17 protein-coding genes, 3 tRNA genes and 3 rRNA genes are annotated in these 20096 nt (G+C 53.2%); 14 read left to right on the top strand and 9 right to left on the bottom strand.

Going from position 1 to position 20096, the window contains the following annotated elements:
- Positions 1 to 2 precede the first annotated feature (2 nt).
- Positions 3 to 1298, top strand: coding sequence for a tRNA lysidine(34) synthetase TilS (tilS, locus tag G163CM_RS13565; RefSeq protein WP_231825323.1), 1296 nt, complete (start codon positions 3 to 5; stop codon positions 1296 to 1298).
- 16 nt (positions 1299 to 1314) lie between these two features.
- On the opposite strand, the gene rof is transcribed toward tilS, so the two are convergent.
- Positions 1315 to 1575 carry a Rho-binding antiterminator gene (gene rof / locus G163CM_RS13560; protein WP_015965827.1) on the bottom strand — a complete coding sequence of 87 codons (261 nt, stop codon included), beginning with the start codon at positions 1573 to 1575 and terminating at the stop codon, positions 1315 to 1317.
- Positions 1562 to 1762, bottom strand: coding sequence for a YaeP family protein (locus tag G163CM_RS13555; protein WP_015965826.1), 201 nt, complete (start codon positions 1760 to 1762; stop codon positions 1562 to 1564). Before G163CM_RS13555 ends, rof begins: the two co-directional genes overlap by 14 nt.
- Positions 1763 to 1956: 194 nt before the next feature.
- On the opposite strand from G163CM_RS13555, the gene G163CM_RS13550 reads away from it, so the two are divergent.
- The 3 genes from G163CM_RS13550 to nlpE are packed head-to-tail and all read left to right on the top strand — an operon-like array spanning position 1957 to position 3648.
- Positions 1957 to 2502 (top strand): YaeQ family protein, encoded by a 546-nt coding sequence (locus tag G163CM_RS13550; protein ID WP_231825322.1) that lies wholly within the window; start codon positions 1957 to 1959, stop codon positions 2500 to 2502.
- On the top strand, positions 2499 to 2912 hold the full coding sequence (arfB, locus tag G163CM_RS13545) for an alternative ribosome rescue aminoacyl-tRNA hydrolase ArfB (RefSeq protein ID WP_231825321.1): 414 nt from the start codon (positions 2499 to 2501) through the stop codon (positions 2910 to 2912). The genes G163CM_RS13550 and arfB overlap by 4 nt, the downstream gene beginning before the upstream one ends.
- Before the next feature lie 40 nt (positions 2913 to 2952).
- Positions 2953 to 3648 carry an envelope stress response activation lipoprotein NlpE gene (gene nlpE, locus G163CM_RS13540; protein WP_231825320.1) on the top strand — a complete coding sequence of 232 codons (696 nt, stop codon included), beginning with the start codon at positions 2953 to 2955 and terminating at the stop codon, positions 3646 to 3648.
- Between the two features lie 86 nt (positions 3649 to 3734).
- Here nlpE and proS read toward each other — a convergent pair whose 3' ends face one another.
- The 6 genes from proS to metN all read right to left on the bottom strand — a co-directional run bounded on the left by proS (position 3735) and on the right by metN (position 9313).
- On the bottom strand, positions 3735 to 5453 hold the full coding sequence (gene proS, locus G163CM_RS13535) for a proline--tRNA ligase (RefSeq protein ID WP_015965822.1): 1719 nt from the start codon (positions 5451 to 5453) through the stop codon (positions 3735 to 3737).
- Between the two features lie 110 nt (positions 5454 to 5563).
- Positions 5564 to 6271 (bottom strand): tRNA (N6-threonylcarbamoyladenosine(37)-N6)-methyltransferase TrmO, encoded by a 708-nt coding sequence (gene tsaA / locus G163CM_RS13530; protein ID WP_015965821.1) that lies wholly within the window; start codon positions 6269 to 6271, stop codon positions 5564 to 5566.
- Positions 6268 to 6672 (bottom strand): Rcs stress response system protein RcsF, encoded by a 405-nt coding sequence (gene rcsF / locus G163CM_RS13525; RefSeq protein ID WP_015965820.1) that lies wholly within the window; start codon positions 6670 to 6672, stop codon positions 6268 to 6270. Before rcsF ends, tsaA begins: the two co-directional genes overlap by 4 nt.
- A 108-nt stretch (positions 6673 to 6780) precedes the next feature.
- Positions 6781 to 7596 (bottom strand): methionine ABC transporter substrate-binding lipoprotein MetQ, encoded by an 816-nt coding sequence (metQ, locus tag G163CM_RS13520; RefSeq protein ID WP_015965819.1) that lies wholly within the window; start codon positions 7594 to 7596, stop codon positions 6781 to 6783.
- Positions 7597 to 7635: 39 nt separating this feature from the next.
- The gene (locus G163CM_RS13515; protein ID WP_015965818.1) at positions 7636 to 8289 is read right to left on the bottom strand and encodes a methionine ABC transporter permease MetI; all 654 of its coding nucleotides are present in this window, start codon (positions 8287 to 8289) and stop codon (positions 7636 to 7638) included.
- Complete coding sequence (metN, locus tag G163CM_RS13510) at positions 8282 to 9313, bottom strand: methionine ABC transporter ATP-binding protein MetN (protein WP_231825319.1); 1032 nt, start codon at positions 9311 to 9313, stop codon at positions 8282 to 8284. The genes G163CM_RS13515 and metN overlap by 8 nt, the downstream gene beginning before the upstream one ends.
- Before the next feature lie 189 nt (positions 9314 to 9502).
- Between metN and gmhB the strand changes: the two genes are divergently transcribed.
- The 8 genes from gmhB to dkgB all read left to right on the top strand — a co-directional run bounded on the left by gmhB (position 9503) and on the right by dkgB (position 16889).
- Positions 9503 to 10066 carry a D-glycero-beta-D-manno-heptose 1,7-bisphosphate 7-phosphatase gene (gene gmhB / locus G163CM_RS13505; RefSeq protein ID WP_231825318.1) on the top strand — a complete coding sequence of 188 codons (564 nt, stop codon included), beginning with the start codon at positions 9503 to 9505 and terminating at the stop codon, positions 10064 to 10066.
- Between the two features lie 422 nt (positions 10067 to 10488).
- Positions 10489 to 12030 (top strand): 16S ribosomal RNA (locus G163CM_RS13500).
- Positions 12031 to 12100: 70 nt separating this feature from the next.
- Positions 12101 to 12177, top strand: a tRNA-Ile gene (locus G163CM_RS13495).
- Between the two features lie 103 nt (positions 12178 to 12280).
- A tRNA-Ala gene (locus G163CM_RS13490) sits at positions 12281 to 12356 on the top strand.
- Between the two features lie 178 nt (positions 12357 to 12534).
- Positions 12535 to 15441: ribosomal RNA gene (locus G163CM_RS13485) — 23S ribosomal RNA — on the top strand.
- Between the two features lie 96 nt (positions 15442 to 15537).
- Positions 15538 to 15653, top strand: a 5S ribosomal RNA gene (gene rrf, locus G163CM_RS13480).
- Together the 16S, 23S and 5S rRNA genes with 3 tRNA genes alongside form the textbook arrangement of a ribosomal RNA operon.
- Positions 15654 to 15846: 193 nt before the next feature.
- Positions 15847 to 15923, top strand: a tRNA-Asp gene (locus G163CM_RS13475).
- Positions 15924 to 16085: 162 nt separating this feature from the next.
- Positions 16086 to 16889, top strand: coding sequence for a 2,5-didehydrogluconate reductase DkgB (gene dkgB / locus G163CM_RS13470; RefSeq protein ID WP_231825317.1), 804 nt, complete (start codon positions 16086 to 16088; stop codon positions 16887 to 16889).
- Here the strand turns inward: dkgB and yafC are convergent.
- Complete coding sequence (gene yafC, locus G163CM_RS13465) at positions 16886 to 17797, bottom strand: DNA-binding transcriptional regulator YafC (RefSeq protein WP_231825316.1); 912 nt, start codon at positions 17795 to 17797, stop codon at positions 16886 to 16888. The genes dkgB and yafC overlap by 4 nt on opposite strands.
- 105 nt (positions 17798 to 17902) lie before the next feature.
- Between yafC and G163CM_RS13460 the strand changes: the two genes are divergently transcribed.
- Both G163CM_RS13460 and G163CM_RS13455 read left to right on the top strand, forming a co-directional pair.
- Positions 17903 to 19078: an MFS transporter gene (locus tag G163CM_RS13460; protein ID WP_231825315.1), complete on the top strand. Its 1176-nt coding sequence runs from the start codon at positions 17903 to 17905 to the stop codon at positions 19076 to 19078.
- Between the two features lie 143 nt (positions 19079 to 19221).
- Positions 19222 to 20025 carry an endonuclease/exonuclease/phosphatase family protein gene (locus tag G163CM_RS13455; protein WP_041686313.1) on the top strand — a complete coding sequence of 268 codons (804 nt, stop codon included), beginning with the start codon at positions 19222 to 19224 and terminating at the stop codon, positions 20023 to 20025.
- Positions 20026 to 20096 lie beyond the last annotated feature (71 nt).

Here is a 20096-nt window from a genome sequence, read left to right as displayed (position 1 = left end):
TCATGACGACGCCTGCTTTCACTTCATCCCTTGAGCCTTACCGCCAGTTTCTGGTGGCCTTCAGCGGTGGCCTGGACTCTACGGTATTGCTGCATCAGATGGTCTGCTGGCGGCGGGAGAATCCATCCGTTACGCTGCGGGCAATACATATTCACCACGGCCTGAGTCAGCACGCGGATGCCTGGGTTGCGCATTGCCAGCAGCAATGTTTAGCGTGGAACGTCCCGTTACAGGTTGTGTGCGTCACGCTGGCGCAGGATGGCCTGGGAATTGAAGCGCAGGCCCGGCAGGCGCGTTATCAGGCGTTCGGTGAAGCGTTACAGGATGGCGAGGCGCTGGTTACGGCGCAGCATCTGGACGATCAGTGTGAAACCGTCCTGCTGGCGCTCAAACGCGGAAGCGGCCCGGCGGGGCTTTCCGCCATGCCCGCCTGCATGCCGTTTGCGAGCGGGCATCTGCTTCGCCCTTTGCTGAAGGCATCGCGTGCTTCATTGCTGGCGTGGGCGCAAGCGCACCAGCTCTCGTGGATTGAAGATGAGAGCAATCAGGACGATGCCTACGATCGAAACTTCCTCCGTTTACGTGTCGTACCGCTGCTCAGCGAGCGCTGGCCTCATTTTGCGCAAGCCACGGCCCGTAGCGCAGCGCTCTGTGCTGAGCAGGAGCAACTGCTGGATGAACTGCTGGCCGATGAGCTGGCCAGCCTGATGACGCCGCAAGGCGCGCTGAATCTGCCGCCGATGCTGACCATGAGCGCCCCGCGCCGCGCCGCGCTGTTACGGCGCTGGCTGGCGTTGCATCATGCGGCTATGCCGTCGCGCGATATGCTGACGCGTATCTGGCAGGAAGTTGTCGAGGCGCGCGAGGATGCGGCCCCGTGTCTGCGTCATGGCGATCACGAAATTCGTCGCTATCAACAACAACTTTGGTGGGTGAAAACGAGCGTATCGCCGGGGAATAAAACGTTTCTCTGGCCTGATATTGCGCAGTGCCTGAATTTACCCGTTGGAGACGTACGTTTGGCTTCGGGGGGCGATATCCGTCCACCGCACGAAAATGAAACCGTCACCATTCGTTTTAAAGCCCCCGGCACGCTGCATATTGTGGGGCGTAACGGTGGCCGCAAGCTGAAAAAAATCTGGCAGGAACTGGGTGTCCCACCGTGGCTGCGCGACACCACGCCGCTGCTGTTTTATAACGATGTGTTGATTGCAGCGGCGGGGCGATTTGTGACGCAGGAAGCGGCGATAACGCCAGGAACCGGTTTACAGCTGGAATGGAAAAAAACGGGCAGCTAAGCTGCCCGTTGTTCACTCAGGATTCGCTCACCACGACGGTGCCGATTTGCGGATGGCTGAAGCTGGTAATGCGGTCGAGGCGCACTTCGCGGCTCTCTCCGCCAGCTTCAAGGACCAGATACTCTACGTTTTTGCGTGAGAGCAGGTCGCTGGCTTTCGCTTGCAGCACTTCGCCGTCTTTAAGTTCCAGCGTCAGCACGAGGTGATGCTGGCAGGCGAGCTCGAGATTGTCATAGTCATCGCAATTGATAGGTTGATAGGTCTCATTCATTGACATAATCGCTCACCAGTAAGTTTGCCGCCGCATAGGCCGCTTTTTCCCTGATCGACTCTGAAAGGGCGCTATCCGCCGCAACTTCGTTCAATACTTTCAGTACACAACCCAGCGCATCCGGGATGTACCCTAAATCTCCGCTGGCAATTTCCGCATAGCGTTGACGAATCAACTCACAATAATTGTCCACATGCCCTCCTGTCAGCGTTCTGACTCAACCGTGGATGCAAGTTAAGCCTACGAAGATAAACTCTGTTTAGCAAGGTGACTATATCATACTCATTTAAGCATTATCAGCAGGATGAATGTCGGCTCCTGTAAATCCCGACAGCCTTTTACCGTTGATTTCGTTACAATGAGCGCCATTTTTACAGGAGCTAATGTATGGCACTGAAAGCGACAATTTACAAGGCAGTGGTCAATGTGGCCGACATTGACCGCAACCAGTTTCTCGATGCATCCCTGACGCTGGCGCAGCATCCGTCCGAAACACAAGAACGCATGATGCTACGTCTGCTGGCGTGGATTAAATATGCTGATGAGCGTCTCCAGTTCACCCGTGGCCTGAGCGCCGATGATGAGCCGGAAATCTGGCTGCGTAACGACCATCTGGGTATCGATCTGTGGATTGAACTCGGCCTGCCGGACGAGCGCCGTATCAAGAAAGCGTGCAGCCTGGCGAAGGAGGTGGCGCTGTTTACCTATAACAGCCGCGCGGCTGAAATCTGGTGGCAACAAAACCAGAGCAAACTGGCGTCATTCGATAAACTGAGCGTCTGGTATCTGGATGACGAGCAACTGGCGAAGCTCAGCGCCTTTGCCTCGCGCACCATGACGCTTCAGGCGACGCTGCAGGAAGGCGCGATTTGGTTATCGGATGCTCAGAATAATCTGGAAATTCATTTTACGCCGTGGCAGCAACCGGCATGATTGTTCTCTCACGGGCGGTCAGTATCCCGGATGAAGAGATAACCATCACCGCCATCCGGGCGCAGGGGGCGGGGGGCCAGCACGTCAATAAGGCCTCGACGGCTATCCATTTGCGTTTCGATATCCGCGCTTCCAGCCTGCCGGACTATTATAAAGAGAAGCTGCTGGCAGCCAGTCACCACTTAATTTCTGCCGACGGTGTGTTTATCATTAAAGCGCAGGAGTATCGCAGTCAGGAGATGAACCGCGAAGCGGCGATTGCGCGGCTGGTGGCTGTCATTAAGGAATTAACGACAGAACAGAAAAGTCGTCGTGCAACCCGGCCAACGCGCGCGTCCAAAGAACGCAGGCTGAATGCCAAAGCGCAAAAATCGAATGTAAAAACATTGCGTGGCAAGGTGAACTACTAACGACTGCGGACGTAATAAGAAATCAAAGAGGGAATTGAGGGTGAAAAAAGCAATATTGACGATAGCTGCCGCCGGTATGCTGTTTGCACTGTTTGGGTGTAACAATCGTGCGGAAGTGGAAACGCTGGCCCCGGCCCAAATGGCTGAATTGAAACCGATGCAGCAAAGCTGGCGCGGTATTTTGCCTTGTGCCGATTGCGAAGGGATCGAAACTTCGCTGTTTCTCGCCAAAGATGGCACCTGGGTAATGAATGAACGCTATCAGGGCGTAATGAAAGAGCCGTCGTCGTTCGCCAGCTATGGTACCTGGGCGCGTACCGCCGGGAAGCTGGTGTTAACTGACAGTAAAGGTGAGAAGTCCTGGTATCGGGTGAAGGGCGATAACCTGGAAATGCTTGATCAGGAAGGAAACCCGATTGAGTCCACGCTTAACTATACGCTGGAGCCGGTTAAGGCGAGCCTGCCAACAACGCCTATGGCGATGCGCGGGATGTATTTCTATATGGCGGATGCGGCAATCTTTACCGATTGCGCCACGGGCAAGAAGATGGCGGTCGCCAGCAATGCGCAGCTAGAGCGTGATTATGCGGTTGCGCGCGGTGCGGAAACTAAGCCTGTACTGTTGGTGGTGGAGGGGCATTTCACCCTTGAAGCCAACCCGGATACGGGCGAGATGGTGAAAACGTTACAACCGGACAGCAACACGAAGTTTATTCCGGGGAAAGATTGTAATTAATCCGGCCTGTAGGTCGGGTACGCGCAGCGCCACCCGACACAAAAAAGCCTCGCAATCGCGAGGCTTTTTCATATCGTAAACCCGACTTAACCTTTAATGGCTTTCACCAGGTAATCGACGATATCGCCGGTTTTAATCAGCTGTTTCTCGCCGTTACGACGGTATTTGTATTCGATATCGTCGTTGTCGAGGTTGCGGTCGCCCAGCACGATAGTGTGTGGAATACCGATCAGTTCCATATCGGCGAACATCACGCCCGGACGCTCTTTACGGTCGTCCATCAACACTTCGATACCCTGCGCACGCAGCTCAGCGTACAGCTTCTCAGCCAGCTCCTGCACGCGGTAGGATTTGTGCATGTTCATCGGCAGAATCGCTACCTGGAACGGTGCGATAGCGTCTGGCCACAGAATGCCGCGATCGTCATAGTTTTGCTCAATAGCCGCAGCCACCACGCGGGTCACCCCGATACCGTAGCAGCCCATGGTCAGCGTCTGGTTACGACCATCTTCGCCCTGTACGGAGGCTTTCATCGCTTCGGAGTACTTGGTACCCAACTGGAAGATGTGACCGACTTCGATACCACGTTTAATCAGCAGCGTACCTTTACCGTCCGGGCTCGGGTCGCCAGCAACTACGTTACGGATATCCGCAACTTCAGGCGTTGCGACATCGCGATCCCAGTTGATACCGAAGTAGTGTTTACCATCGATGTTAGCACCAGCGCCGAAGTCGCTCATTACAGCAACGGTACGGTCGATAACCATCGGAATCGGCATGTTTACCGGGCCGAGGGAACCAGGGCCTGCTTTCACCACGGCGCGAATTTCTTCTTCAGTCGCGAAAGTCAGCGGGCTGGCAACCTGCGCCAGTTTCTCTGCTTTAACTTCGTTCAGTTCGTGGTCACCGCGAACCAGCAGAGCAACCAGCGGTGATTTGCTGCCTTCTGCTGCTTTCACCAGCAGTGTTTTAACCGTTTTTTCGATCGGCAGATTAAACTGCTCAACCAGCTCGGCGATAGTTTTTGCGTTTGGCGTATCAACCAGCGTCATTTCCTGAGTGGCGGCAGCGCGCGGTTCTTTCGGCGCAACGGCTTCAGCAAATTCGATGTTAGCTGCGTAATCGGATGAATCAGAGAAGATCACGTCATCTTCGCCGCTCTGCGCCAGCACCTGGAATTCGTGGGATGCACTACCGCCGATTGAACCGGTATCAGCTTGTACAGCACGGAAATCCAGCCCCATACGGCTGAAGATTTTGCTGTAAGCGGCGTACATCGCGTCGTAAGTTTCCTGCAGCGATTCCTGAGAGGTATGGAAAGAGTAAGCATCTTTCATCAGGAATTCGCGGGAGCGCATCACGCCAAAACGCGGGCGAACTTCGTCACGGAATTTCGTCTGGATCTGGTAGAAGTTCAGCGGCAGCTGTTTGTAAGAGCTGAGCTCATTACGAATCAGGTCGGTGATAACTTCTTCGTGAGTTGGGCCGAGTACAAACGGACGGTCGCCACGGTCAGCAATACGCAGCAGTTCCGGGCCATACTGTTCCCAACGACCACTCTCTTGCCACAGTTCAGATGGCTGAACTACCGGCATTAACACCTCGATAGCACCGGCGTTGTTCATCTCTTCACGCACGATGTTTTCGACTTTTTTCAGGACGCGCACGCCGGTCGGCAGCCAGGTGTATAACCCGGAGGCCAGCTTGCGGATCATCCCGGCGCGCAGCATCAGCTGGTGGCTGATAACCTCGGCGTCGGCAGGTGTCTCCTTCAGAGTGGAGAGCAGGTATTGGCTAGTACGCATGTTGTTACGGTTCCAGTTGGACGATCGAACAGGCTCAACGTGAGCCTGATGCAAAAAAAGTGATTTAGTTTACCAGCGAGAAGGGGATGTCAAAAGAGAGTGTAGCGAATTTACCTGGCTTCCAGCGCAAAGACTTCAAAGCCTGCGGGCGTTACGCGCCAGCGCACGTTGAAATCGAGCAGCCACACGGCGTAGGTTTTCCCTTCTTCTTCATTCTTACGGTAGGCCGGACGCGGGTCCTGCGCCAGTACTTCATGGATAAACTGCTGTAGTCGCGGGTAGCGTTTTTCCAGGGATAAAATTTGTTGCTGCACTTCACGGGTAAACGCGATATCGACAGCGGCCTGCGGCGCGTCCTGCGCATAGCTTGCGTTGGCGTCTGGTAATGCTTCGGCAAACGGCAGATAGGGTTTGATATCCACTACCGGCGTACCGTCCACTAAATCCAGGCTGCCCAGTTCGAGGATCACCTGGTCTTTGTGGGTACGTATCCCCCGCAGCTCAACCAGCGACATGCCGATGGGATTCGGGCGAAAGGTCGAACGCGTAGCGAAGACGCCCATGCGGGCATTGCCGCCCAGACGAGGGGGGCGAACCGTGGGGCGCCAGCCGCCTTCCATCGTCTGATGGAAAACAAACAGCACCCACAAATGGCTGAACCCTTCCAGGCCGCGAACGGCGTCGGCCTGGTTATAAGGCGCAATCAAGTGAAGTTCGCCGCCGCCGCTTTTCACCAGACCTGGCTGGCGCGGTACAGCGAACTTCTCTCTATACGGTGAGCGGATAATGCCTATCTGCTCGAACTGGAAGGTGCTCATTTCGCCGAGACGTTGAGCGCCGAACCGATACATACGGCCTGACGATAGCAGCCTGGCGTACCGCTGGTGACTTCGCAGCTGTGCAGCAGAACCGCATTCGCTTTCATTTTTGAGGCGTTGATCTGCATACGCTTGCGGGCGGTCGGGATGTTTGGCGGAGAGTCCTGATTGGTTGCCTGGCAGGAATCGCCGGAGACTTCACCTAAATCGCGGAAAGGTTTGCCGACCAAATCTTCCGCCTTGGTGTAGATTCTCACCGGGGTGGCGCGGACAGGTTTTGGTTTTACGGTTTCCGTTTTAGGCGTAGACGCGGTGCTTTGAACAGGTTCAACGGGAGATCTGTTTAGCATCGAACAGCCGCCTAACATCAGTGCTATTAAACAGATCGGTAAAGCACGCATAGTATTTCCTCAAATTATGATAGACCAGCGCTTATTGAATCAGGTGCTTGCAGAAATGACAAGACGGGCATGCGCCCGTCCTGAAAGATAGTGCTTAGCGGGGGTAACTTACCAGCCTTTTACCGCGCCACCGTTGAAGACTTTGTTAGCCGCTTCGTACACTTCGTCAGACTGGTAAGCCTCAACGAATTTCTTCACGTTTTCCGCGTCTTTGTTATCTTCGCGAGTCACGATCAGGTTAACGTACGGGGAGTCTTTGTCTTCAACAAAGATGCCGTCTTTTGCCGGGGTCAGGCCAATCTGGCTGGCATAAGTGGTGTTGATGACCGCCAGTGCGATTTGCGCGTCATCCAGAGAACGCGGCAGCTGCGGTGCTTCCAGTTCAACAATCTTCAGGTTTTTCGGGTTCTCGGTGATATCCAGAACGGTTGGCAGCAGGCCAATGCCGTCTTTCAGTTTAATCAGACCCACTTTTTGCAACAGCAGCAGGGTACGACCAAGGTTGGTTGGATCGTTAGGCACGGCAACCTGTGAACCTGGCTGCAGTTCATCCAGTGATTTGATTTTTTTCGAATAGCCCGCGATCGGGTAAACGAATGTGGAGCCTACAGAAACCAGTTTGTAGCCGCGGTCTTTAATCTGCTGATCCAGATAAGGTTTGTGCTGGAAGGCGTTCGCGTCGATGTCGCCTTTGCTCAGCGCTTCGTTAGGCAGCACGTAGTCGTTGAAGGTGACCAGTTCTACGTCCAGGCCGTATTTTTCTTTCGCCACTTTCTGAGCCACTTCAGCAACCTGCTGTTCCGCGCCGACAATCACGCCGACTTTGATGTGGTTGGGATCTTTCTCGTCCTGACCGCAACCCGCCAGTGCCAGAGTACCGATCAGAGCGCCGACCGCCGCAAAAGTTTTAAACTTAAACGCCATGTTATTTCCTTAACTCTTCGAGTTGTGTTGTTTAATACGTTATTTATGAGTCACAGTCCGAACGATGCGATCGCCAGATAGCTGAATTAAATAAACCAGAACGACCAGTAATACCAGTACTGTATTCATTACCGTCGCGTTATAACCGATATACCCGTACTGGTAGCCAATCTGACCCAGACCACCCGCGCCAACGGCACCGCCCATTGCGGAATAGCCAACCAGCGTAATCAGGGTGATGGTTGCGGCATTCACCAGGCCCGGCAGTGCTTCCGGCAACAGAACTTTACGGACGATCTGCATCGGCGTGGCGCCCATTGCGCGGGAGGCTTCAATCAACCCGGTCGGGATTTCCAGCAGGGCGTTTTCCACCATACGGGCGATAAACGGGGCAGCGCCCACGGTCAGCGGAACGATAGCCGCCTGCAAACCGATTGACGTGCCGACGATCACGCGGGTAAACGGAATCATCCACACCAGCAAGATAATAAAAGGAATAGAACGGAAGATGTTTACCAGCGCCGACAGAATGCGATACAGCTTGGCATTCTCAATAATTTGCCCCGGACGCGTAACGTAAAGCAGCACGCCTGCCGGTAAGCCGATTACAAAACCGAAAAAGCCGGACACAAAGGTCATCGCCAGCGTTTCCCAGACGCCGCGCGCCAGTAACCACATCATTGGCTCAGACATAACCCAGTACCTCTACTTTTACATGGTGTTGTTGCAGCCAGGCAATGGCGGCTTGTGTATCGTTTTGTTCGCCGTGCATTTCAGTCAGCATGATGCCGAACTTCACGCCACCGGCGTAATCCATCTGCGCGCTAATAATGTTGTTGTTGACGTTGAAGCGACGCGCGGTCTCGGAGAGCAGTGGCGCATCAACGGATTGACCGGTGAATTCCAGACGTAGCATCGGCACGCTGTCGGCGAACGGTTCGGCTTTCAGGCGCGCCTGATAGTCATCCGGAATGTCCAGATGCAGCGTGGACTGAATAAACTGCTGCGCCAACGGGGTTTTCGGATGGGAGAAGACTTCGCTCACCGTATCCTGTTCAATCAGTTCACCGTTGCTGATGACGGCCACGCAATCGCAGATGCGCTTCACCACATCCATTTCGTGGGTGATGAGCAGGATAGTCAGCCCCAGACGGCGGTTAATGTCTTTCAGCAGTTCGAGAATCGAGCGGGTGGTCGCCGGGTCCAGCGCGCTGGTGGCTTCATCGCACAGCAGCACTTTCGGGTTGCTCGCCAGCGCGCGGGCAATCGCGACGCGCTGTTTCTGTCCGCCGGAGAGATTTGCCGGGTAGCTGTCATGTTTATCGCCAAGACCGACCAGATCCAGCAACTCGGTGACGCGACGTTTCACTTCCTCTTTAGAGGTGTTGTCCAGCTCCAGCGGTAAGGCCACGTTGCCAAAAACGGTACGGGAAGAGAGCAGGTTAAAGTGCTGGAAAATCATGCCAATTTGACGGCGTGCTTTGGTCAGCTCACCTTCAGAAAGCGCGGTCAGCTCCTGGCCGCCTACTTCAACGCTTCCCTGGGTTGGGCGCTCAAGCAGGTTCACGCAGCGAATCAGCGTACTTTTACCCGCGCCGGATGCGCCAATGACGCCGTAAATCTGCCCGGCAGGAACATGCAGGCTAACGTTGTTCAACGCCTGTATGGTGCGGTTCCCCTGCTGGAACACTTTGGTGATATTCGAAAGTTTAATCATTAGACTATTTATTATCGCTTATGGGTTTGCCGTGGCATTTTCTTCTGCCAGAAACGGTCGATAGCCGTCAACTGAACGGATGTTAAGGCATCCAGACGTCTAAATCAATCCAGCTTTGTACGATCAGCACTTTATTGCCCGTCGAAACATGAGATACTAGCGCCACACGCCTTATTCAGGAGCAACACGGTGGCAAAGTCTGTACCCGCTATTTTTCTCGATCGTGATGGCACGATTAATGTCGATCATGGTTACGTCCATGAAATAGATGATTTCGAATTTATCGATGGCGTTATTGATGCCATGCGTAAATTAAAAGAAATGGGCTATGCGCTGGTGCTGGTGACTAACCAGTCCGGGATTGCGCGCGGCAAATTTACCGAAGCGCAGTTTGAAACCCTGACTGAGTGGATGGACTGGTCGCTGGCCGATCGCGGTGTTGACCTGGATGGCATCTATTATTGCCCGCATCACCCGCAGGGAACGGTTGAAGAGTATCGCCAGGTGTGTGATTGCCGTAAACCGCATCCGGGAATGTTCAAATCCGCCCAGGAGTATCTCCACATTGATATGGCTTCTTCTTATATGGTGGGCGATAAACTGGAAGACATGCAGGCCGCTGCGGCAGCCAATGTCGGCACGAAGGTTCTGGTTCGCACCGGCAAGCCGGTAACAGAGGAAGCAGAGCAGGCGGCAGATATTGTGATTAATAGCCTTGCAGACCTGCCCGCGCTCGTTAAACCGCATAACTAAGGCCGGTTAAAACGGCTTTTTGTGGATAACTCTGTGGGCAAGTGGGTATAAAGCGGGGTGTTGCTGTGGAATGCAGCAGTCAGTCGTTTTTCTGTCATTTTTCTATTGCGGCCTACAGATAACTCCCTATAATGCGCCTCCATCGACACGGCGGATGTGAAACACTTCACACAAACAGCCGGTTCGGTTGAAGAGAAAAATCCTTGAAAATAGGGTTGACTCTGAAAGAGGAAAACGTATTATACGGGACCTCGCAACGGTGAGCGTAAAGCCGCGTTGCACTGCTCTTTAACAATTTATCAGACAATCTGTGTGGGCACTCAATGATACGGATTCTTAACGTCGCAAGACGATAAATGAATACCAAGTCTCTGAGTGAACACGTAATTCATTACGAAGTTTAATTCACGAGCATCAAACTTAAATTGAAGAGTTTGATCATGGCTCAGATTGAACGCTGGCGGCAGGCCTAACACATGCAAGTCGAACGGTAACAGAAAGCAGCTTGCTGCTTTGCTGACGAGTGGCGGACGGGTGAGTAATGTCTGGGAAACTGCCTGATGGAGGGGGATAACTACTGGAAACGGTAGCTAATACCGCATAACGTCGCAAGACCAAAGAGGGGGACCTTCGGGCCTCTTGCCATCGGATGTGCCCAGATGGGATTAGCTAGTAGGTGGGGTAACGGCTCACCTAGGCGACGATCCCTAGCTGGTCTGAGAGGATGACCAGCCACACTGGAACTGAGACACGGTCCAGACTCCTACGGGAGGCAGCAGTGGGGAATATTGCACAATGGGCGCAAGCCTGATGCAGCCATGCCGCGTGTATGAAGAAGGCCTTCGGGTTGTAAAGTACTTTCAGCGAGGAGGAAGGTGTTGTGGTTAATAACCACAGCAATTGACGTTACTCGCAGAAGAAGCACCGGCTAACTCCGTGCCAGCAGCCGCGGTAATACGGAGGGTGCAAGCGTTAATCGGAATTACTGGGCGTAAAGCGCACGCAGGCGGTTTGTTAAGTCAGATGTGAAATCCCCGGGCTCAACCTGGGAACTGCATTTGAAACTGGCAAGCTTGAGTCTCGTAGAGGGGGGTAGAATTCCAGGTGTAGCGGTGAAATGCGTAGAGATCTGGAGGAATACCGGTGGCGAAGGCGGCCCCCTGGACGAAGACTGACGCTCAGGTGCGAAAGCGTGGGGAGCAAACAGGATTAGATACCCTGGTAGTCCACGCTGTAAACGATGTCGACTTGGAGGTTGTGCCCTTGAGGCGTGGCTTCCGGAGCTAACGCGTTAAGTCGACCGCCTGGGGAGTACGGCCGCAAGGTTAAAACTCAAATGAATTGACGGGGGCCCGCACAAGCGGTGGAGCATGTGGTTTAATTCGATGCAACGCGAAGAACCTTACCTACTCTTGACATCCACGGAACTTAGCAGAGATGCTTTGGTGCCTTCGGGAACCGTGAGACAGGTGCTGCATGGCTGTCGTCAGCTCGTGTTGTGAAATGTTGGGTTAAGTCCCGCAACGAGCGCAACCCTTATCCTTTGTTGCCAGCGGTTCGGCCGGGAACTCAAAGGAGACTGCCAGTGATAAACTGGAGGAAGGTGGGGATGACGTCAAGTCATCATGGCCCTTACGAGTAGGGCTACACACGTGCTACAATGGCATATACAAAGAGAAGCGACCTCGCGAGAGCAAGCGGACCTCATAAAGTATGTCGTAGTCCGGATTGGAGTCTGCAACTCGACTCCATGAAGTCGGAATCGCTAGTAATCGTAGATCAGAATGCTACGGTGAATACGTTCCCGGGCCTTGTACACACCGCCCGTCACACCATGGGAGTGGGTTGCAAAAGAAGTAGGTAGCTTAACCTTCGGGAGGGCGCTTACCACTTTGTGATTCATGACTGGGGTGAAGTCGTAACAAGGTAACCGTAGGGGAACCTGCGGTTGGATCACCTCCTTACCTTAAAGAACCGTTCCTTGAAGTGTCCACACAGATTGTCTGATGAAAATTAGCAGTAAAAAATCTCTGCAGGCTTGTAGCTCAGGTGGTTAGAGCGCACCCCTGATAAGGGTGAGGTCGGTGGTTCAAGTCCACTCAGGCCTACCAAATTTCTGCTGATGCTGCGTTGCGGCGACACTCACATACTTCAGTATGCTTCGTGTCACCACGCCTTGCCTCAACAGAAATTACGGTCAGAGATAAAAACGATGGGGCTATAGCTCAGCTGGGAGAGCGCCTGCTTTGCACGCAGGAGGTCTGCGGTTCGATCCCGCATAGCTCCACCATCTTTACTGCAAAAAACAAGAAAACTTCAGAGTACACTGAATAAGTGTGCTGCGAAGTTTTGCTCTTTAAAAATCTGGATCAAGCTGAAAATTGAAACGACACACTATTTAAGTGTGTTCGAGTCTCTCAAATTTTCGCAACACTGATGGTGTTTTACGAAACATCTTCGGGTTGTGAGGTTAAGCGACTAAGCGTACACGGTGGATGCCCTGGCAGTCAGAGGCGATGAAGGACGTGCTAATCTGCGATAAGCGTCGGTAAGGTGATATGAACCGTTATAACCGGCGATTTCCGAATGGGGAAACCCAGTGTGATTCGTCACACTATCATTACGTGAATACATAGCGTAATGAAGCGAACCGGGGGAACTGAAACATCTAAGTACCCCGAGGAAAAGAAATCAACCGAGATTCCCCCAGTAGCGGCGAGCGAACGGGGAGCAGCCCAGAGTCTGAATCAGCATGTGTGTTAGTGGAAGCGTCTGGAAAGTCGCACGATACAGGGTGAAAGTCCCGTACACCAAAATGCATATGTTGTGAACTCGAAGAGTAGGGCGGGACACGTGGTATCCTGTCTGAATATGGGGGGACCATCCTCCAAGGCTAAATACTCCTGACTGACCGATAGTGAACCAGTACCGTGAGGGAAAGGCGAAAAGAACCCCGGCGAGGGGAGTGAAAAAGAACCTGAAACCGTGTACGTACAAGCAGTGGGAGCCTACTTGTTAGGTGACTGCGTACCTTTTGTATAATGGGTCAGCGACTTATATTCTGTAGCAAGGTTAACCGAATAGGGGAGCCGAAGGGAAACCGAGTCTTAACTGGGCGTTAAGTTGCAGGGTATAGACCCGAAACCCGGTGATCTAGCCATGGGCAGGTTGAAGGTTGGGTAACACTAACTGGAGGACCGAACCGACTAATGTTGAAAAATTAGCGGATGACTTGTGGCTGGGGGTGAAAGGCCAATCAAACCGGGAGATAGCTGGTTCTCCCCGAAAGCTATTTAGGTAGCGCCTCGTGAATTCATCTTCGGGGGTAGAGCACTGTTTCGGCTAGGGGGTCATCCCGACTTACCAACCCGATGCAAACTGCGAATACCGAAGAATGTTATCACGGGAGACACACGGCGGGTGCTAACGTCCGTCGTGAAGAGGGAAACAACCCAGACCGCCAGCTAAGGTCCCAAAGTCACAGTTAAGTGGGAAACGATGTGGGAAGGCTCAGACAGCCAGGATGTTGGCTTAGAAGCAGCCATCATTTAAAGAAAGCGTAATAGCTCACTGGTCGAGTCGGCCTGCGCGGAAGATGTAACGGGGCTAAACTGTGCACCGAAGCTGCGGCAGCGACACTAAGTGTTGTTGGGTAGGGGAGCGTTCTGTAAGCCGTTGAAGGTGTGTCGTGAGGCATGCTGGAGGTATCAGAAGTGCGAATGCTGACATAAGTAACGATAAAGCGGGTGAAAAGCCCGCTCGCCGGAAGACCAAGGGTTCCTGTCCAACGTTAATCGGGGCAGGGTGAGTCGACCCCTAAGGCGAGGCCGAAAGGCGTAGTCGATGGGAAACAGGTTAATATTCCTGTACTTGGTGTTACTGCGAAGGGGGGACGGAGAAGGCTATGTTGGCCGGGCGACGGTTGTCCCGGTTTAAGCGTGTAGGTGGGAAGTTTAGGTAAATCCGGACTTCTGTTAACACTGAGACGTGATGACGAGGCACTACGGTGCTGAAGTAACAAATGCCCTGCTTCCAGGAAAAGCCTCTAAGCTATAGGTAACATTGAATCGTACCCCAAACCGACACAGGTGGTCAGGTAGAGAATACCAAGGCGCTTGAGAGAACTCGGGTGAAGGAACTAGGCAAAATGGTGCCGTAACTTCGGGAGAAGGCACGCTGATATGTAGGTGAAGTGATTTACTCATGGAGCTGAAATCAGTCGAAGATACCAGCTGGCTGCAACTGTTTATTAAAAACACAGCACTGTGCAAACACGAAAGTGGACGTATACGGTGTGACGCCTGCCCGGTGCCGGAAGGTTAATTGATGGGGTTAGCGGCAACGCGAAGCTCTTGATCGAAGCCCCGGTAAACGGCGGCCGTAACTATAACGGTCCTAAGGTAGCGAAATTCCTTGTCGGGTAAGTTCCGACCTGCACGAATGGCGTAATGATGGCCAGGCTGTCTCCACCCGAGACTCAGTGAAATTGAACTCGCTGTGAAGATGCAGTGTACCCGCGGCAAGACGGAAAGACCCCGTGAACCTTTACTATAGCTTGACACTGAACATTGAGCCTTGATGTGTAGGATAGGTGGGAGGCTTTGAAGTGTGGACGCCAGTCTGCATGGAGCCAACCTTGAAATACCACCCTTTAATGTTTGATGTTCTAACGTAGACCCGTGATCCGGGTTGCGGACAGTGTCTGGTGGGTAGTTTGACTGGGGCGGTCTCCTCCCAAAGAGTAACGGAGGAGCACGAAGGTTAGCTAATCCTGGTCGGACATCAGGAGGTTAGTGCAATGGCATAAGCTAGCTTGACTGCGAGCGTGACGGCGCGAGCAGGTGCGAAAGCAGGTCATAGTGATCCGGTGGTTCTGAATGGAAGGGCCATCGCTCAACGGATAAAAGGTACTCCGGGGATAACAGGCTGATACCGCCCAAGAGTTCATATCGACGGCGGTGTTTGGCACCTCGATGTCGGCTCATCACATCCTGGGGCTGAAGTAGGTCCCAAGGGTATGGCTGTTCGCCATTTAAAGTGGTACGCGAGCTGGGTTTAGAACGTCGTGAGACAGTTCGGTCCCTATCTGCCGTGGGCGCTGGAGAATTGAGGGGGGCTGCTCCTAGTACGAGAGGACCGGAGTGGACGCATCACTGGTGTTCGGGTTGTCATGCCAATGGCATTGCCCGGTAGCTACATGCGGAAGAGATAAGTGCTGAAAGCATCTAAGCACGAAACTTGCCCCGAGATGAGTTCTCCCTGACTCTATAAGAGTCCTGAAGGAACGTTGAAGACGACGACGTTGATAGGCTGGGTGTGTAAGTGCAGCGATGCATTGAGCTAACCAGTACTAATGAACCGTGAGGCTTAACCTTACAACGCCGAAGATGTTTTGGCGAAGAGACATCGATAAGTAAGCTTGATAACAGATTAGATTAACCGGCGATAAGCGGGTTAATAAACAGAATTTGCCTGGCGGCACTAGCGCGGTGGTCCCACCTGACCCCATGCCGAACTCAGAAGTGAAACGCCGTAGCGCCGATGGTAGTGTGGGGTCTCCCCATGCGAGAGTAGGGAACTGCCAGGCATCAAATTAAGAAGTATGGCACTGACCTTTGAGGCAGTTCACTACTCGATAAGAGAGTAGGACAAAAGCGAAAGCTTTTGAACGTTGCAAAGCAACGGCCCGAAGGGTGAATCACGAAGTGATTCATAAACTGCCAGGCATCAAATTGCAGTAAACCGGGATGAAAATCCGGGTAGTGACAAAGAAATTCGGTGGAGCGGTAGTTCAGTCGGTTAGAATACCTGCCTGTCACGCAGGGGGTCGCGGGTTCGAGTCCCGTCCGTTCCGCCACTTATTAAGAAGCCCTGAGTTAACGCTCAGGGCTTTTTTTCGTCTTCAATCCAATTATTGCGCTCTCAGCAAAAATCCTCTGCATTTTTCACTCTTTTTCTCCCCCATCCGCATCGCCATAATCCTCTTTACTATCAAAACAAAGGATTTAAGAGGAGCACTATGTCTATCCCTGCATTTGGTCTTGGTACTTTCCGCCTGAAAGATGACGTGGTCATTGCTTCGGTAAAAACCGCGCTGGAACTGGGTTATCGCGCTGTTGATACCGCACAAATCTACGATAATGAAGCCGCTGTAGGCCTGGCGATTGCTGAAAGCAGCGTACCGCGTGAAGAGATCTTTATCACCACCAAGATCTGGACCGAAAATCTGAGCAAAGAGAAGCTGATCCCAAGCCTCAAAGAGAGCCTGAAAAAGCTGCGCACCGATTATGTCGATTTAACGCTGGTCCACTGGCCATCGCCAAATAACGCCGTCTCTGTCGAAGAGTTCATGCATGCGCTACTGGAGGCCAAAAAACAGGGCCTGACGCGTGAAATCGGTATCTCTAATTTCACCATCCCGTTGATGGAGCAGGCGATAAGTGCGGTTGGTGCAGAGAATATCGCGACCAATCAGATTGAGCTTTCCCCGTACCTGCAAAACCGGAAAGTGGTGGATTGGGCGAGCGAGCACGGCATTCACATCACCTCTTATATGACGCTGGCTTATGGCAAGGCGCTGAAAGATGAAACCATTGTGCGTATTGCCACAAAATATAATGCTACGCCAGCACAGGTGATTCTGGCATGGGCGATGGGGGAAGGTTACTCGGTGATCCCTTCTTCTACCAAACGCGAAAACCTGGCAAGTAACCTGCTGGCGTTGAAACTGCAACTGGATGGCGAAGACAAAAAAGCGATCGCCGCACTGGATTGCAACGATCGCCTGGTAAGCCCGGAAGGCCTGGCGCCGAACTGGGATTAACTCTCCTGCGTGCGGGTAGCAAAGCTGCCCGCATGTTCACTCAGGAAATCAATGAATGCCCGGATACGCGGGCTCACCGCTTTATCACTGTAATACACTGCGCTAAACGGCATCTCGACCGGCACCCGATGCTCGGCGAGCAGCTCCACGAATTCTCCCCGCTCCAGCTCCTTCATAATCATATAATCCGACAGACACGCAATCCCATTTCCGTTCAGGCAGAGTTGTTTAATGGTTTCTCCACTATTGGACGACAGCCCGCTGGTAATTTCATGTAGCTGACCATCACAACAGGAAACTGGCCAGGTATTCAGCGTGGCGGGTTCGGTAAAGCCTAAGCACAGATGATCTTTAAGATCGGCGACGGTTTCAGGTTTACCATGACGGGCGATGTATTCCGGCGAGGCGACTATCTTGCGATAGCTGGTAAATAGCGGCCTGGCGCGCAGGCTGGAATCGCTTAACGCCCCCGCGCGAATGGCGACATCGACCTTTCTCTCAATCAGATTGATAAACGTCTCCGAGGAGACCAGAGAAAGCGTGATTTCCGGATAGCGTTCGCGAAAGGGCTTAATCAGCGGCGTCAGGAAATTGAGCGTCACGGGCGTTGCGGCATCCACTCGTAGCACTCCACGCGGTATGCGGCGCGTCTCCATGACTTCATCTTCAGCCGCCGCCATCTCCTGAAGAATTACCTGCACACGGCGGAAATAGCGCTCGCCTTCTTCTGTCAGACTGAGCTGGCGCGTCGTGCGGTTCAGCAGGCCGACGCCCAGCTTAGACTCCAGTTTTTTTACGGCCCGGCTGACCGCCGAGTTGGCCTGGCCGAGCTGCTCCGCCGCACGGCTGAAGCTGCCGCTTTCGACGACGGCAACGAAAATGGCAATTTCTTCTGAGGTTGCTTTCATTGTTGCACCTGATGCAAAATTCAATTGAGATTTTGGTGGTTTTTGTTATTAAAACATCCCGGCATACTTCGTGTCATCTTAATACTGAATGATGTGGAGTAAATTATGCCTCTGGCGTTACTTGCGTTGACTATCAGTGCCTTTGCGATAGGCACAACGGAATTTGTGATTGTTGGACTGGTGCCAACTATTGCTGACCAGTTATCCATCTCCCTGCCATCCGCCGGGCTGCTGGTTTCTATCTATGCATTAGGTGTCGCCATTGGCGCACCGGTTCTGACTGCTCTCACCGGTAAACTGCCGCGCAAACAGCTGTTGCTGGGGCTGATGGTGCTGTTTACGCTGGGTAACCTGCTGGCCTGGCAGGCTCCGAGCTATGCCACGCTAGTGTTGGCTCGCTTGATGACAGGCCTGGCGCATGGCGTATTCTTTTCAATCGGTTCCACTATCGCTACCAGTCTGGTGCCGAAAGAGAAAGCCGCATCCGCGATTGCCATTATGTTTGGCGGTCTGACCGTCGCGCTGGTCACCGGCGTGCCGTTAGGCACGTTTATCGGTCAGCACTTCGGCTGGCGTGAAACGTTCCTCGCGGTCTCTGTATTGGGCGTGATTGCCTTAATCGCCAGTGCGATTCTGGTACCGAATAACATTCCCAGCCGTGCGCCAGCGAGCCTGCGCGAACAGGTTAAGGTGCTGACGCATCCGCGTCTGCTGATGATTTATGCGGTGACCGCGCTCGGCTACGGTGGCGTATTTACGGCGTTCACTTTCCTTGCGCCGATGATGCAAAACCTGGCCGGTTTTACACCGAGTGCAGTGAGCTGGATCCTGCTGGGGTATGGTGTTTCAGTGGCGATTGGTAACATCTGGGGCGGTAAACTGGCGGATAAACATGGTGCGGTGCCTGCGCTGAAATTCATCTTTGCTGTGCTGATGGTTTTGCTGCTGGTCTTCCAGTTCACCGCCTCGATGCAGTATGCCGCGCTGGCGACGGTGCTGGTGATGGGGATATTTGCATTTGGTAACGTTCCGGGTCTGCAGGTCTATGTGGTACAGAAAGCGGAGCAGTACACGCCTTCAGCGGTTGACGTGGCTTCCGGGCTTAACATCGCCGCCTTTAACATTGGCATCGCATTGGGTTCAATTATCGGTGGCCAAACGGTAGAGCATTATGGCCTGGCGCAAACCCCGTGGATTGGCGCTGTGATTGTTCTGGTTGCTCTGTTGCTGATTGGCCTGAGCGGTCGTCTGGATAAGACGCCTCGCGTAGTATTAGGCTAATACAAAACGAGTAAGCACTTGCTTACAGAAGTTCACACAGCTTTATCGCGATTGGCGTTGAAACTGTAAGCAAAAATCCCTATAACTGAAGAACCACCCTGGAAACAGGTTGGTTCTTTGTTTATTGAGGTCAAAAAAAGAAAGTGCGAAAAAATACCTATGCTATGCGTTACATCGCCGGTCAGCCTGCGGAGCGAATTTTGCCTCCGCCTGGGATGTATGCAGGTATGGGGCAGGCACTGCCCGCGGGGACACCGTTAAGTACTGAAGAAAATATTCGCGTTCTGGTGTGGAACATCTTTAAGCAGCAGCGAGCCGAATGGTTGTCGGTGCTGAAAAATTTTGGCAAAGATGCCCACCTGATGCTGCTTCAGGAAGCGCAAACCACGCCCGAGCTGGTCAAGTTTGCGACCACCAACTATTTAGCCGCGGATCAGGTGCCTGCATTCGTCCTGCCACAGCATCCCTCTGGTGTGATGACGCTCTCCTCTGCGCAACCGGTCTATTGCTGCCCGCTGCGCGAGCGCGAACCTATTCTGCGCCTGGCAAAATCTGCGTTAGTGACTGTTTACCCACTTCCTGACTCGCGTCTGCTGATGGTGGTGAACATCCACGCGGTGAATTTCAGCCTCGGCGTCGATGTTTACAGTAAACAACTGCTGCCAATTGGCGATCAGATTGCGCACCACAGTGGCCCGGTGATTATGGCTGGTGATTTTAATGCCTGGAGCCGACCGCGCATGAACGCGCTCTATCGCTTTGCCCGCGAAATGTCGCTTCGCGAAGTGCGTTTTTCCGATGACCAGCGCCGTCGCGCGTTTGGTCGCCCACTCGATTTTGTCTTCTATCGCGGTTTGAATGTGCACGATGCATCGGTTCTGGTGACGCGTGCTTCCGATCATAACCCGCTACTCGTCGAATTCAGTCCCGGCATACCTGTCAAATAGAGGTGCGTCAGGTCTGCCATGGGCAGACCTGATCCTTCAGTGCTGCCCTTTATTTCAAACATAACCAAGGA

Origin of the sequence: Pseudocitrobacter corydidari, assembly GCF_021172065.1 — a bacterium.
In the GTDB taxonomy this organism is placed as follows: Bacteria; Pseudomonadota; Gammaproteobacteria; order Enterobacterales; family Enterobacteriaceae; genus Pseudocitrobacter; species Pseudocitrobacter corydidari.
Note: the sequence above shows the minus strand (reverse complement) of the source record. Positions and strands in the feature narration are given on the sequence as shown.

Excerpts from the sequence above, each read along its gene's own strand:
- dkgB (WP_231825317.1), top strand. The coding sequence starts at position 16,086 with ATGTCTATCCCTGCATTTGGTCTTGGTACTTTCCGCCTGAAAGATGAC.
- metQ (WP_015965819.1), bottom strand. The coding sequence starts at position 7,596 with ATGGCGTTTAAGTTTAAAACTTTTGCGGCGGTCGGCGCTCTGATCGGT.
- rcsF (WP_015965820.1), bottom strand. The coding sequence starts at position 6,672 with ATGCGTGCTTTACCGATCTGTTTAATAGCACTGATGTTAGGCGGCTGT.
- arfB (WP_231825321.1), top strand. The coding sequence starts at position 2,499 with ATGATTGTTCTCTCACGGGCGGTCAGTATCCCGGATGAAGAGATAACC.
- G163CM_RS13515 (WP_015965818.1), bottom strand. The coding sequence starts at position 8,289 with ATGTCTGAGCCAATGATGTGGTTACTGGCGCGCGGCGTCTGGGAAACG.
- tilS (WP_231825323.1), top strand. The coding sequence starts at position 3 with ATGACGACGCCTGCTTTCACTTCATCCCTTGAGCCTTACCGCCAGTTT.
- metN (WP_231825319.1), bottom strand. The coding sequence starts at position 9,313 with ATGATTAAACTTTCGAATATCACCAAAGTGTTCCAGCAGGGGAACCGC.
- tsaA (WP_015965821.1), bottom strand. The coding sequence starts at position 6,271 with ATGAGCACCTTCCAGTTCGAGCAGATAGGCATTATCCGCTCACCGTAT.
- yafC (WP_231825316.1), bottom strand. The coding sequence starts at position 17,797 with ATGAAAGCAACCTCAGAAGAAATTGCCATTTTCGTTGCCGTCGTCGAA.
- rof (WP_015965827.1), bottom strand. The coding sequence starts at position 1,575 with ATGTCAATGAATGAGACCTATCAACCTATCAATTGCGATGACTATGAC.
- G163CM_RS13550 (WP_231825322.1), top strand. The coding sequence starts at position 1,957 with ATGGCACTGAAAGCGACAATTTACAAGGCAGTGGTCAATGTGGCCGAC.
- G163CM_RS13460 (WP_231825315.1), top strand. The coding sequence starts at position 17,903 with ATGCCTCTGGCGTTACTTGCGTTGACTATCAGTGCCTTTGCGATAGGC.
- proS (WP_015965822.1), bottom strand. The coding sequence starts at position 5,453 with ATGCGTACTAGCCAATACCTGCTCTCCACTCTGAAGGAGACACCTGCC.